We start from the raw sequence: 13,786 nt of genomic DNA on the forward strand, positions 1-13,786 counted from the left end.
ATGATTGGCGAACTGCCCAGGCTCGGGATGAAAGAAGAGCAAATTCATTATGAGTTTTTCGGACCGGCACTCCAATTGAACAACAATTTAATTATGAATCTATTCACCCAGCATCTAATTTTATTTATTAAAAAAAGCACACGGGCCTCCCTCGAAATCCTTAACGATTCGGGGGAGATCCGTGTGCTTTTTATCTGGAAAGCAGCCATTTATATAATACATTCGCATGATTATGTATTGGGTCTTTCGCGGCATATACCAACGTAACATCCTGTTTCAGCACCCGTTCACGGATTGTCGCTGCAAGTCTCACGCGCGTCGGATCTTCCTCCAGTTCCCGGATATAACGGTCACTAAATGCCGCAAAACGCTCCGGCATGTGGTCAAACCATTTGCGCAGCTCCGGGCTTGGAGCAATCTCCTTCATCCATTCGTCTAATGCCGCCTGCGGTTTCGTAATTCCGCGTGCCCACAGCCTGTCCACCAGTATCCGGTACCCGTCCTCCGGAGCCGCCGGCTCATAAATCCGCTTCAGACATATAGAGTACTGATGTTCATCTAAATTGCGGCAGGTATTCTCCAACATGTAGTCTCCCTCCTGGCATCCATACTGGAACGGACCGTTGTCCAATGCTGTATCGAACGTGCGGCAGCTATTCCAAAAGAGCGATTTCTTAGTACACTGAATATACCATGGAACAAATTTTCCTGCCAAAGACAGTAACTTGGAGGGAATGTGGTACCGTAAGCAGGTTGATTGCCGATTAAATCCTCTAATTTCTGAGCGGCACTAGTGCCAGGCACAAGAAGAGCAACATTGTTTGTACCTTCTAATACTTGTGAGATAATCCGTGGAAACGGTGAATCGATCGTTAAAATATTGAAAATATACTCAGATGGAATAGAAACTTGTTACATTGCTTCTGGAACGATTCACGAAACTTCTGCAACCAATACAAATATAATGTTATTGCTTCAGGTGGGATGATCTTTTACTATTCACATTATTTTTACATAAAAAATACTCCTTCATTGGTTTTCCAAACCCAATAAAGGAGTGAATCCGCTTATTTACCAGCCCCTATTTCAGCCACTCTACGATTCTGGAAATGACGGATATCCGGACGCTCCAATCCTAAATGTTCACGAAGAGTACTCCCCGTGTACTCAGTACGGAACAAGCCGCGTGCCTGCAAGATGGGCACAACATGATCCACAAATTCATCCAAGTTGCCCGGCAGTACTGGTGGCATAATATTAAATCCATCGCAGCCGTACTCTTCGAACCACAATTGCATTAAATCTGCCAATTGTTCATAGGTTCCAACAAACTGCATATGTCCTCGTGCACCAAGCAAACGACGGCCTAATTCTAATATCGATAATTTGCCCTTACGAGCCATATCCATAATCAGCTGAACCCGGCTTTTCATTCCATTTGATGCTTCTACTGGATCAGGAATCTCAGGCAGCTGTCCATCTACTGGGTATTCGGACAGGTCAAACCTCAACATGCCAGACAACATACCAACAACAGCAGCAGGAGGAATCAACTCCTGCAGTTCTTTATATTTACTTTGGGCTTCCTCTTCGGTCGCTCCAATGATCGGAGATAAGCCCGGCATAATTTTTAAGCTACCACGTTCACGTCCGTAATCTGTTAATTTGGAATTGACGCTTTCATAGAAGGCCTTAGCCGCTTCAAGCGACTGCTGTGCCGTAAAGATCACCTCTCCAAAACTAGCTGCAAAATCTTGTCCTGGACCAGAAGATCCGGCTTGAATAAGTACAGGATACCCTTGAGGTGAGCGAGGAACATTGAGGGTTCCTTTTGTAGAATACCACTCCCCTTTGTATTCCACTTCTTTGATCTTCTTCGCGTCAGCAAATTGTCCGTCTTCGCGGTTGACGATTAAAGAGTCATCCTCCCAGCTGTCCCAGAGAAGTGTTGCCACCTCAACAAATTCACGTGCCATTTTATACCGAAGTCCGTGCTCCGGATGCTCCGGCTTCCCATAGTTATAAGCTTCCACATCGAGCTGGGAGGTGACAATATTCCAACCCGCTCGGCCTTCACTAATATGATCTAAAGAAGCAAATTTGCGGGCCACATTATAAGGTTCGTTATACGTGGTCGATACGGTAGCCGTTAATCCGAGTTTTTCTGTTTCTGTCGAAAGGGCTGACAACAGCGTCAATGGGTCCAGCATACCCGAAGCAGCTTGATCCGCACCCATCACGTACAACAAATCCGCCAAAAACATCATATCGAACTTCCCACGCTCGGCGGTTTTTGCCAATTCGCGATAAAATTTATAATTGAAGATCTTATCCGCTCCTGATTCCGGATGCCGCCAGCCATAATGATGATGTCCTGAATAATAAATAAATGCACCTAAATGTATCTGATCTTTTCTGGTTCCCATAATGACCCTGCCTTTCGAGTTCTAGAGTTCGTTAACCTTTGAATGTATCACGCCAATGCAGCCATCTTCTCTCCAGCAATCGAATTGCGGAATCCGAAAGTTTTCCTATCACTGCAAAGATTGAAATTCCAACGAATACTATATCTGTTTGCGAATAAGCTCTGGCATCCTGAATCATATAGCCTATCCCCGCACTTGTTCCCATCATCTCCGCTACGACGAGTACAAGCCACGATGCACCAAGTGATAAGCGAATACCAAGTAGAATATTAGGCATTGCAGCCGGAATAATCATTTTGCTAAGCAGCTGCCATCTTGTGTATTGGAAAATATGGGATACTTCAACAAGCTTGATATCAACATTACGAATTCCTAGAAAAGTGTTCAGATAAACTGGAAAAAAAGCACCTAATGAAATCATTAGTATTTTAGAAAACTCACCCACACCAAACCACAAAATGAATAACGGAATAAGGGCAAGTAATGGAATCGTTCGAAGCATCTGTAAAGATGGATCCAGTGTACGCTCTACTAATTTCCCAAGTCCTGTAGATAAGCCAAGCAGCAGTCCAGTAGCAGATCCCAATAAAAAGCCAAGCCCTGCCCGATAGGCGCTAATCCCCAGATGTCGAAACAGCTCACCGCTAGCTATTAAAGAAAAGAACTGCGCAATAATGGTAGATGGAGCAGGCAATGTCGTCGCAGAGACTAAATGGAGCGCAGCTGCCACTTCCCAAATCACCACTAGAGCTAGAGGTACAATCCAGCCATGCAGTTTTTTTGGAATCCAGCTTAAACCATCGTCGTGACGCTCTATTTTATTACTGGATAGGTGATTGCTCATGATCCTTTATCTCCTCTATAACTGTCCTGCCATCTTAGCAATCTCGATTCCAACAGCTTTACTAATGAGTCTGACAGCTTTCCTACTACGGCAAACACGATGATCCCAACAAATACCACTGTGGTCAAAGAAAACGATCGCGCGTCATTGATTAGATAGCCAACACCTGAGCTAGAACCCATCATCTCCGCTACGACAAGTCCAAGCCAAGCTATGCCCACAGACAAGCGGATACCTAAAAAGATGTTGGGCAGTGAGGCTGGAATAATTAATTTACTCACCATCTGCCATTTACTGAATTGCAGTACTCTCCCAACATCAAACAACTTGTTGTCCACCGAACGGATTCCTAGAAATGTGTTCACGTATAACGGGAAAAATGAACCTTTGGCAATCAACAATATTTTTGAGGTTTCACCGAATCCGAACCACAAAATAAATAGTGGAGCGATTGCTAAATGAGGCAGCGTGCGCAGCATTTGCAGCGACGGATCCAGCAAACGTTCTGTTTTGTATGAGAAGCCTACCCACAAACCCGCCGTTAAGCCAAGCCCTCCCCCAATTAAGAAACCAAGCAGTGCCCGCCAAGCAGATATGCCTAAATGTTTCGCCAGCTCACCGGACGCGGTCAAGCTAACCAGTTCCCGCCATATTTCACTTGGCCTTGGCAGCAATATAGGATTTAACTTTCCCATCGCTCCGGCTATCTCCCAAATCAGGAGTAAAGCAATTGGTAAGATAAGTCCAAGCAATATATTCGTCGTTTGGATGGAAAGTCCACGTTTCTTTACTGGATTCTTTTTATGGATTAGTGGCGAGATCACAGCTTTTTCAGCACTGAATTGCATGTAAACAACCTCTTTTCTACATCTGTGGTTTCATCCGTTACTTCAAAGGTTCCTTCAGTGCTGCTTCAATATATTGATTGTCTGTTATTTTAGAAACTTCAATCTCTTTACGGATGTTCTTAATATTAAATTGAAAATCGGCTGTCTTCTGCAATTCATCAACAACAGCATCACTAATTGGAATGTTGATCATCTGGGAACGTTCAAACGTACCCTCGATTACCGCTGCCGGAATGTTCCGCTCAGCTGCATATCTTTCAGTCGCTTCAGCGCGATTATCTGTCTCCCAAGCTATAGCTTTGTTGGTCACTTTTAAATAAAGCGTAACTAGTTCTGGATATTTCTCTGCGAACGCTGAACGGGAGATCACAAAAGAAGGAGATAAGACACCCAATTGCTCACCATCCGTCAAAACCTTCCCTTTACCGGTCAATGCATTTAGAGTAATATACGGATCCCATGTAGCCCATGCATCAACGCCACCGGATTCAAATGCAGGTTGTGCTTCATCGGGCTGTAGCTGGATAATCTCAAAATCTGCTTCTTTAAGACCTGATTCCTCAATACCGCGATAAAGGAAGTTGTAAGCATTGCTGCCTTTTGTAACAGCTATCTTCTTGCCTTTCAGATCCTCCAGTTTCTGAGCAGTACTACTACCAGGTACAAGAAGAGCAACGTTATTCGTACCTTCTAATACTTGTGAGATAATCTTAATAGGAATGCCCGCAGCTTGGGCTGCGATCACCGGCATGTTACCAAGCGTCGCTATGTCCAACTTATTAGAAGCGATCGCCTCTGTCATTGGGGGTCCACTTTGAAATTCCGTCCATTCTACTTTGACGCCCAGCTTATCAAATTCTTGCTCATACCATTTTTCCTCACGGGCTTTACCAAACATTCCCCCGCTGCCCTGCACGCCAATTTTAATGGTCACACCTTCATATTTGTTCGCATCGTTCTTTCCCGCGCTCTTTTCATTCGATGCACAACCCGTTGCAAATACAGACAAAACAAGCATAACAAGTAGTGAATTACGAAATAATTTCATGGATCATTTCTCCCCTTTTTATAAAAAATGGACTCTCTTTATCTAGATACCAGCACCAACATCGATTGCCGGTTCTTCAACCTTCTCAAACTCACTCAGAACCAGTCGACGTAACTCTTGGAATGAAGTACTGGATCTTTTTCGCGGAAACGGTAAATCGATGGGAAGAATATTGCGAATATGTCCAGGTCGAGGATTCATAATGACTACCCGCTCACCCAAAAATACAGCTTCATCCAGATCATGAGTTACAAATAACATAGTCGTCTTATTACTCTGCCAAATATCAAGAAGTACCTCTTGCAGATGTGATCTAGTAAAAGCGTCTAGTGCGCCAAAAGGTTCATCGAGCAATAATACATCCGGATTACGGAGCAACGCCCTAGCAATAGATACTCGCTGGGCCATCCCGCCTGACAGCTCACGTGGATAGGATTTCTCAAAACCCTTTAATCGTACAAGTTCAATCAATTCATTTACTTTTTTGCGAACCTCTGGATTTTTAAGCGATAAATTTGCTGCAATATTATGCTCCACCGTCAACCACGGAAAAAGTCTTGGTTCTTGAAATATAAATCCCTTCTCAATACTCGGACCGTCGATCTGTTTGCCATTCAGTAGAACCGTGCCGCTATAGCTCGTATCCAGTCCTGCCACAATTTTTAGCAAGGTACTTTTTCCGCAGCCGCTGGGACCTATAATCGTAATCAACTCGCCTTTTTTCACCTTCAGCTGAATATTACTTAATGCGATAACATCACCTGCAGGCGCGGCGTATACTTTATTCAAATGTTCGATAACCAGTGTTTCCTCCGACACTCCATTCACCCTTTCCGATAAATATAAATTAAACTATACTTATGTATTTAATAGGTATTTAAAGCAAAAAAATAATGAGATCCTCTAAAGAACCTTATCCGATTATTCAACTAGGTTTAATTTACATCATCTTATCAGTGACATTCCTCACATGTCAAACATTATTTTCCAAATGAGTGTCTATTATGTGAAGTGGAGTTTTGTGTGAATGGCAGGGATTTATCTAATTGCAAGTAAAAAAAGCCGCACCAGTAATGGCGAGACTTTTCGTCATTATTCATTTATTATTCGCCGAGCTGCGTCTTGATCTGCGAAATTTCTATTTCCATGAACTCTACACGTTTATTCAACTCCGCGATATAGTTTCTTCTAGCCTCTAAGTCTGCTGCGCTTGTTAGGTCGGCCGCAGTAGTTTCCACCAGTTGGATCGCTTCTTTGAGAACTTGAACGCTTGATTCTGCCCCTGCTAATCTTTCCCGGAGTTTAGCCGCAGCAATACTTGCCTTTAGCGCTGCCTTCTCAGTCTCCTTACTCTCCACTATTATCGTTTTTCCTTCAACCGTCACCCCTGCTCCGGTCGCTTCGGACATCGCGCGTACAGGTACGTAGGCCGAGTTATTTACTACAATCGCATCTGCAATCTTCTTTCCGTGCCACAGCCAACCCAACTACTGGCCAGATGTAATCGAGCTATAATACGCTATCTGGGCAGGCGTGATCATATTGTTCTAAGTTGTATTTTAAAATTTCACAAGCAACTTTAATGCGAAATGATTGAAGTTGCTTGTAAACAGTGTTACTCTATCAACGGTAAACTCAAAATCTGTGCTCTTCAATACATCTTATAATAGTCACTATTTTTAGTTAAGAAAGGTAACACTATGATAAAAGTTGATAACTTATCCTTCGCATTCCCGCAAAAAGACCTATATAAAAACATTTCATTTACGCTTGAAGAGGCACAACATTGCGCTTTTATAGGAACAAGCGGCAGTGGTAAAAGTACACTGATCGATATACTAATGGATCCAGAAAAATATTTGTTCGAAGGCAAGCTAGAGATGGACCCAACCTGCAAAATTGGGTATGTAAGTCAGTTTTCGCAACTAGACAAATCTAAAGAAACAACCGTTTTTGAATATATAGGAGAAGAATTTATTAAGATACAAAATGAAATAACAGCTATCCTCACTGAAATGGAAACATCATCAGATATTGATTCATTACTCGAAAAGTATCAATTAGCTCTAGATGCCTTTGATTTAATGGATGGAAATGATTTTGAAAGCAATATTAATAAGAAACTAAATTTAGCCAACCTCTTGAAGCTAAAAGATGCTAGGGTATCCGACCTAAGTGGTGGGGAATTTAAGCTTATTCAAGTGATGAAGGAAATGCTGACTAATCCAGACTTAATGATTATGGATGAGCCCGATGTATTTTTAGATTTTGAAAACCTAAATGCACTTAAAAATCTTATTAATGCTCACAAAGGAATATTGCTAGTGGTTACGCATAACCGTTATCTATTGAATCATTGTTTTAACAAAATTATACACCTTGAAAACATGGAGATCCAAGAGTTCGATGGGCGATATATTGAGTATAACTTCTCATTACTTCAGACGAAAATTGAGTTACAAGAAATCGCAGTCGCTGAACAAGAAGAGATAGAGAGATACGATAACATTATTGATAATCTTAGAGCGATCGCAACCTATAATTCAGAAGCATCTAGAGGAAGAGCGTTAAAAGCTAGGGTTAAGTTTCAAGAAAGATTGGAAGCGCGAAAAATTAAAGCACCATTCGTTGATATTAAGCAACCAAAAATCAGTTTTGGTGTGGACAATGAAATTGAAGAAGACATCACTGTTTTAAATGTGAATAATTATAGTGTTTCCTTTGATGAGTTGATTTTAGAAAATGTTAACTTTGAGATGAAACCTACAGATAAAATAGCCCTTATCGGTCCAAACGGTACCGGGAAAACGACTTTACTCCGAGATATCTTTAAAAATAATCATGATTCAATTAAAATGAATTCTGATATTAAAGTGGCTTATCTTTCTCAGCTTCAAGACGAAGTGCTAAAGGATTCTAATACCATACTAGAAGACTTCATCGATGCCGGGTTTGCAACTTATGACGAGATTAGAGCACATCTTTCAAACTATGGCTTTGAAGGAGAAATTCTTAATCAAAAGATAGAATCTTTATCTGGTGGCGAAAAAAATATACTGCAATTGGCAAAAGTTTCTGCTAGCAAAGCAAACTTATTGCTTCTTGATGAACCGACAAGCCATTTAGACACCTATACACAAATCGCACTGGAGAAAGCCATTGAAGACTATAAAGGTGCGATACTCATGATTTCTCATGATTTCTATTCTGTAGTAAATGGGATGGATTATGTACTAATCATTGACGATAAGACGATTAGAAAAATGAGTATGCGAAAATTCAGAAAGATGATTTATACCAGTCATTTTGATAAAGATTATTTAGAAAATGAACAAAATAAAAAAGCAGTTGAAATGAAAATAGAATTAGCTTTAAAAGACAATAATTTTGAACTTGCAAAAGGTATGGTTGATGAGCTAGAAGAGCTGATTAAGTTGCTTTAAATTCCAACCCTCTGAATGAAATGATTACAAGAACGATGAAATAAAATGTTGGTGGAAAAGTATCCAAAAAAAAGACACTGATGAATAGATCTCAGTGTCTTTTTACTGCATTGATTTTATTGATAGCTCATGCCGCGGACACTCTGATTGATATAACTATAATGAAGTATCATGAGAAATTTTTATCAAAACAGTCTTTAGTCGCGCATTTAATTTTATACCATTGATAACCATAATCCGATAAGTTTGGTAGGATCAATAATTTGTTACCACAGCGGATACAATTATTTTCTGATAAATTGCCGTTCTTATAGTCAGCTAAGTAACCTTCTGCTAGTTCTACTTCCTTAATGATATTTTCTAGAGCAACATCGCTTATATCAAAAGGGGTCATATCTCCTCTATTTGCATGGATAGAGCGTGAAAAAGCTCCAAATCCACCAACCAGTTCGTGGTGATGCGTATTAATCCGTCCCCCACCTCTCTCAAATAATTTGATCATCGGTTCATATATATCTGGAAACTGCAATGCGATATTGTCGCGCGCATCAAGCAAAGAGCACCAGCGTAAATAATGTATACTTATTAATTTCATAAGCATAATATCAATTTTATTAAAATTCGGACACGTTTCTAAGAAACTGTCCCACTCATTTTCCTCCATCTTAAAACCTAATAACATATCCATTCCTATGTATATACTTGCTGCTTCCTTTGAGATAAACTGCAAAAACACGCCGACTCTACGGTAATACTCTGCAATCAAATTAGCATCTGCTTCATATTCACCCTTAGATCTTACTTCTTCGTATCTTTTTTTTGAAATTTCAATGTATAAATTCGCATCAATATTCCTAATTCTTTCAACACCTGATTCGTAATAATTCATGAAGATTCCTCCGACTTAACTCATAAATGTAGTTCTGTATCTGGATAGAAAATTAGTTTATCTAACCAGTTCGCCCGATTGTTCTATGTCCCTGCTTGAGTTTCACCATTTATAAGATGGCTAATCTTTAAATAAAAACAAAACCCAATAAACCAAAAAGGTTTATCGGGTGAGATGGAAAAAGTTTATCGGCTTCAAAACAAGTTTATCGGTTTTTATATACTGACTGTAAACACCTACCATCAACCTACAATCCCTTACCCCGCACTACCCCTAACCCTTTCAACTAACCTTATGTTCAATCCGCAGCTTGTCTGCTACCATGGCAATAAATTCCGAGTTAGTAGGCTTAGATTTGGAGATATTAATGGTGTAACCGAATAAATGGCTGATGGAGTCGATGTTCCCACGTGTCCAAGCCACTTCAATCGCATGGCGAATCGCCCGTTCTACGCGTGAAGGCGTGGTTTTGAACTTCTCAGCGATTGCTGGGTAGAGCGTCTTCGTAATCGCACCAAGGATCTCGATATTGTTATATACCATGGTGATCGCTTCACGCAGGTACTGATAGCCCTTGATATGCGCTGGGACACCGATTTCATGGATGATCGAGGTAATGTTAGCGTCGAGGTTCTTGCCCTTAGAGAGCGGCACTACATTCGATCTGGACGTCGACGAATAATTGTACATGTTGGAGGAAGAGCTCATGCTGCCTTGAGAGCCGACAAGCTGACGTACACGATTTGCCAGGACCTCCATATCGAACGGTTTCAAAATATAATAGGATGCACCAAGCTGTACAGCTCTTTGAGTGATGTTCTCCTGACCAAAAGCAGTCAGCATGATGATCTTCGGTTGAGGATTCAGATCCATATCACGTAGACGTTCCAATACACCTAGGCCGTCTAAATGCGGCATGATGATATCAAGAATAAGAACATCGGGAATTTTACGCGCTTCGCTAAGCATTTGAAGCACTTCTTCACCATTGTAGGCGATACCCGTTACGGTCATATCTTCTTGCTCAGAAATGTACTCGGAAAGCAAATTCGTAAATTCCCTGTTATCATCGGCCAACAACACTTCAATATTCTGCACTGGCTGCTTCCTCCTTAATTATATCTGCTATTCGAAAATAACATTTTTTTCTTGTCTCTTACGTTTTCGACATGGAGATCGAATTCCCTTCTGTCGAAAATTATTTTTCTTTATTTTTTTTCTGCGTTGGATTATAATTAAATATTTTATCTCAATGTTCGAGGTTCTTCGTAATCGTTCGACAAAAAATCTTAAGGCTAAACCGCCTTAAGATTTAATGAATACCTATTCTCCTGTTTGGTCACACCTGAATCTTGAAGCATCCATTCGATGAAGCACCCATAACCGGACTTAGGATCATTTACAAATACATGAGTTACCGCCCCTATGAGACGGCCATCCTGTACGATAGGACTTCCGCTCATGCCTTGAACGATACCGCCTGTCTTATCGATAAGACGTGGATCGGTGATTCGCAGCACCATTCCTTTAGTGGCTGGCGTTTGCTGATGTGCTACATGAATGATCTCAACCTTAAACCGCTCCACCTGCTGTCCGTCAACTACAGTTAGGATCTCAGCAGGACCTTCCTTGACTTGATCACTCATCGCCACGGGAATCGGTTCTTTGTAAAGACTGTGCTCGGGATTGGAGCTCATTTTACCGAAGATGCCGAAGTCAGTATTACTCTCCACATTTCCAAGCACTTGGCTTTCTTTCAAAAAATGCGCTCGTTTCTCGCCCGGATCGCCATCCTGGCTTTTGGATATGGAGGTTACACTGGACTGAACAATATGACCACTGCCTACAACAATTGGGGTACCGGTATTCATGTCTGTAATCACATGTCCCAAAGCTCCATATACACCTTGCTCGGGAGCATAAAAAGTTAATGTGCCGACACCCGCTGCTGAATCACGAATGTACAGGCCTAACCGCCACACTTTGTCATGAATGTCATACGCGGGCTTTAGCTTAGCTGTATGCTCTTTACCCCCGCGTTTGAAGACAATGGTCAAGGGGTTATTCGCTTTACCAGCACGATCCACCAGCTTGGCCACCTTGGACAACTCATCCAATTTCTCACCATTCATGGAGATCATCAGATCACCCGGCACTAAACCGCTGACCTCTCCTGGGGAAAGCTTAGATTTCTCTGATACTTCAATCAGATGATGACCAACAACCAAAACACCTGCTGATTTCACTTTCACACCGATCGTTTGACCTCCCGGGATCACCTTAAGCTCGGAATGAATTCCTTGTGCAGTCACCTTGGCTGGTTCACCATGCAGTGGTGCAGCAGAACTTAGATTTGTTCCCGTTATGCCCGATAAACTAAGAAAGAAGGCAAATAAAAGGCCTGGCATTAACTTCCTGAGGTTAGGCTTCAATGGCTGTCACGCTCCCTTTTGCTTCTTTCGCTTGACGAAAAAGGTGGTCGCCAATTGCGTACCTATAAGATAACCTTGCCCCCAGGCTTTTATTACTGTCAATCATTGCTCCGCTTAGCTTGTTGCAGCCTTACTTGCCTCGGCCAGATTAAGCATTTCCTGCGAGTGATGCAATGTTTTTTCGGTAATTTCTACGCCACCCAGCATCCGGGCCAGCTCCATTACACGTCCATCGTTTGTTAGGGATTCCACTTCAGTCATGGTTCTTCCATCCTCAACCTTTTTGCGGATTAAGTACTGATGGTCAGCCATACAAGCCACCTGCGGCAAGTGAGTAATGGAGAACACCTGACAGGTAGAGGATAGCTTAAACAGCTTATCTGCGATGGACTGAGCGGCTCTGCCGCTGACACCGGTATCCACTTCGTCAAAAATCAGAACTGGAATTGCATCATGGCGCGCAAAAATACTTTTCATTGCCAGCATAATACGCGACAGCTCACCACCAGAGGCGATTTTGCCAAGAGGTCTCAGGGGTTCGCCCGGGTTAGGGGATATCATAAATTCTGCGCTGTCTATCCCTTGTCTTGTGAGGCGAATACGCCGACCATTGTATTCCACTCCACGGGGGTCCTCCAGCGTGTCTAATTTGACCTGCAACGAGGTTCTTTCCATTTGAAGGTCTTTAAGCTCACCCTCCACTTGGGTGGCCAGATCAGCAGCACAAAGCTTGCGTGCTTCACTTAATTCCGTAGCTGCTTCCATTAATACAGACAGCAGCGAATCGCGCTTCGCCGTCAGTTTCTCCAGATATTCATCTTTATTCTCAAGCAAATCAGTTTCCCGGTGAATTTGTTCATAATAAGCCAAAATCTGTTCTACACTCTCTCCATATTTACGTCGGAGTCCAGTGATCAAATCCAGACGATTCTCGATTTCTTCAAGTCGCATCGGATTGAACTCGATATTTTCCCGGTAATCACGAAGCTGAAAAGCAGCATCCTCTAGCTGGTAATATGAGGACTGCAGCTGTTCGAGCACTGTTCGCAGACCCTTCTCATCGTAACGAACTGCATCCTCAAGTCTGGAAATGACATTACCGATCGATTCCAAGCCTTGTCTGTCGTAAAGCAGCTCATATGCACCCGATACGGAATCCATCATTTTCTCACTGTGGGATAGTTTGACCCGTTCTTCGGTAAGTAATTCATCTTCTCCCGGTTTTAATCCGGCGGATGAAATTTCTTCAAGCTGAAAACGATATAAGTCGAGCATTTGGTATGCCTTCTGGCTGGATTCCTGCAGCTCTCGCAGCTCTTTCTCCACCTTCGCGAAGGCAGAATACCTTTCCTGAAAAACTGCCTTTAGCGGACCAATAATCGGTTCTCCGTATGTATCCAGCAGTCCCAGATGCCGTTCCGCCTTCAGCAAGTTCTGGTGCTCATGCTGGCCGTGTATATTAACCAGCTGCTCGCCGATCTCGCGAAGCATGGTAAGATTGACCATCTGTCCATTTACACGTGATGTACTTTTACCTTGAGAGGTAAGCTCGCGTCGTATAATAAGATGCTCCTCGCGCTGGGCCTCAATGCCAAGACGCTCCAAAGTCTCCCAAACGGGATGACCGCTGGGAAGACTGAAGAGCGCCTCCATCTCCGCTTTTTCACAACCATAACGAATGGAATCCGCTGAACCGCGGCCTCCAACAATCAATCCAAGCGCATCAATAATAATGGATTTACCTGCCCCGGTCTCTCCCGTAAGCACGTGGAAGCCAGGATAAAAATGCACATCAACCGCCTCAACGACGGCAAGATTGCGTATAGACAAGGTTTCTAACACTAATAGAGCACCTC

At 42.4% G+C, this 13,786-nt stretch carries 12 protein-coding genes; 1 reads left to right on the forward strand and 11 read right to left on the reverse strand.

The window, feature by feature from the left end:
• Positions 1-190: 190 nt before the first annotated feature.
• From NYE72_RS21625 to NYE72_RS21655, 7 genes are all read right to left on the reverse strand, one after another.
• Positions 191-586, reverse strand: coding sequence for a DUF488 family protein (locus NYE72_RS21625; RefSeq protein WP_051490895.1), 396 nt, complete (start codon positions 584-586; stop codon positions 191-193).
• Positions 587-1,067: 481 nt separating this feature from the next.
• Positions 1,068-2,426: an LLM class flavin-dependent oxidoreductase gene (locus NYE72_RS21630; RefSeq protein WP_326047907.1), complete on the reverse strand. Its 1,359-nt coding sequence runs from the start codon at positions 2,424-2,426 to the stop codon at positions 1,068-1,070.
• 31 nt (positions 2,427-2,457) lie between these two features.
• Positions 2,458-3,270 (reverse strand): ABC transporter permease, encoded by an 813-nt coding sequence (locus NYE72_RS21635; RefSeq protein ID WP_326047906.1) that lies wholly within the window; start codon positions 3,268-3,270, stop codon positions 2,458-2,460.
• Positions 3,267-4,118 (reverse strand): ABC transporter permease, encoded by an 852-nt coding sequence (locus tag NYE72_RS21640; protein ID WP_326047905.1) that lies wholly within the window; start codon positions 4,116-4,118, stop codon positions 3,267-3,269. Before NYE72_RS21640 ends, NYE72_RS21635 begins: the two co-directional genes overlap by 4 nt.
• A gap of 37 nt (positions 4,119-4,155) precedes the next feature.
• Positions 4,156-5,166 (reverse strand): aliphatic sulfonate ABC transporter substrate-binding protein, encoded by a 1,011-nt coding sequence (locus tag NYE72_RS21645; protein WP_326047904.1) that lies wholly within the window; start codon positions 5,164-5,166, stop codon positions 4,156-4,158.
• A 42-nt stretch (positions 5,167-5,208) separates the two neighbouring features.
• Positions 5,209-5,985, reverse strand: coding sequence for an ABC transporter ATP-binding protein (locus NYE72_RS21650; protein ID WP_036675974.1), 777 nt, complete (start codon positions 5,983-5,985; stop codon positions 5,209-5,211).
• Between the two features lie 284 nt (positions 5,986-6,269).
• Entirely contained in the window at positions 6,270-6,653 is a 384-nt protein-coding gene (locus tag NYE72_RS21655; protein ID WP_036675973.1) for a hypothetical protein, read from the reverse strand.
• A gap of 213 nt (positions 6,654-6,866) precedes the next feature.
• Between NYE72_RS21655 and NYE72_RS21660 the strand changes: the two genes are divergently transcribed.
• Positions 6,867-8,609, forward strand: coding sequence for an ATP-binding cassette domain-containing protein (locus NYE72_RS21660; protein WP_036675971.1), 1,743 nt, complete (start codon positions 6,867-6,869; stop codon positions 8,607-8,609).
• A gap of 169 nt (positions 8,610-8,778) precedes the next feature.
• On the opposite strand, the gene NYE72_RS21665 is transcribed toward NYE72_RS21660, so the two are convergent.
• The 4 genes from NYE72_RS21665 to recN all read right to left on the reverse strand — a co-directional run bounded on the left by NYE72_RS21665 (position 8,779) and on the right by recN (position 13,772).
• Positions 8,779-9,498, reverse strand: a complete 720-nt coding sequence (locus NYE72_RS21665) for a hypothetical protein (protein WP_339210392.1) — start codon at positions 9,496-9,498, stop codon at positions 8,779-8,781.
• Between the two features lie 282 nt (positions 9,499-9,780).
• Positions 9,781-10,596 carry a sporulation transcription factor Spo0A gene (gene spo0A, locus NYE72_RS21670; protein ID WP_036682806.1) on the reverse strand — a complete coding sequence of 272 codons (816 nt, stop codon included), beginning with the start codon at positions 10,594-10,596 and terminating at the stop codon, positions 9,781-9,783.
• A gap of 197 nt (positions 10,597-10,793) precedes the next feature.
• Entirely contained in the window at positions 10,794-11,930 is a 1,137-nt protein-coding gene (gene spoIVB / locus NYE72_RS21675) for a SpoIVB peptidase (RefSeq protein WP_036682809.1), read from the reverse strand.
• A gap of 114 nt (positions 11,931-12,044) precedes the next feature.
• Positions 12,045-13,772, reverse strand: coding sequence for a DNA repair protein RecN (recN, locus tag NYE72_RS21680; RefSeq protein ID WP_038572526.1), 1,728 nt, complete (start codon positions 13,770-13,772; stop codon positions 12,045-12,047).
• Between the last annotated feature and the right edge of the window lie 14 nt (positions 13,773-13,786).

The sequence above is a fragment of the Paenibacillus sp. FSL L8-0333 genome, assembly GCF_037965665.1.
GTDB lineage: Bacteria > Bacillota > Bacilli > Paenibacillales > Paenibacillaceae > Paenibacillus_AQ > Paenibacillus_AQ odorifer.

Excerpts from the sequence above, each read along its gene's own strand:
- NYE72_RS21625 (WP_051490895.1), bottom strand. The coding sequence starts at position 586 with ATGTTGGAGAATACCTGCCGCAATTTAGATGAACATCAGTACTCTATA.
- NYE72_RS21630 (WP_326047907.1), bottom strand. The coding sequence starts at position 2,426 with ATGGGAACCAGAAAAGATCAGATACATTTAGGTGCATTTATTTATTAT.
- NYE72_RS21635 (WP_326047906.1), bottom strand. The coding sequence starts at position 3,270 with ATGAGCAATCACCTATCCAGTAATAAAATAGAGCGTCACGACGATGGT.
- NYE72_RS21640 (WP_326047905.1), bottom strand. The coding sequence starts at position 4,118 with ATGCAATTCAGTGCTGAAAAAGCTGTGATCTCGCCACTAATCCATAAA.
- NYE72_RS21645 (WP_326047904.1), bottom strand. The coding sequence starts at position 5,166 with ATGAAATTATTTCGTAATTCACTACTTGTTATGCTTGTTTTGTCTGTA.
- NYE72_RS21660 (WP_036675971.1), top strand. The coding sequence starts at position 6,867 with ATGATAAAAGTTGATAACTTATCCTTCGCATTCCCGCAAAAAGACCTA.
- NYE72_RS21665 (WP_339210392.1), bottom strand. The coding sequence starts at position 9,498 with ATGAATTATTACGAATCAGGTGTTGAAAGAATTAGGAATATTGATGCG.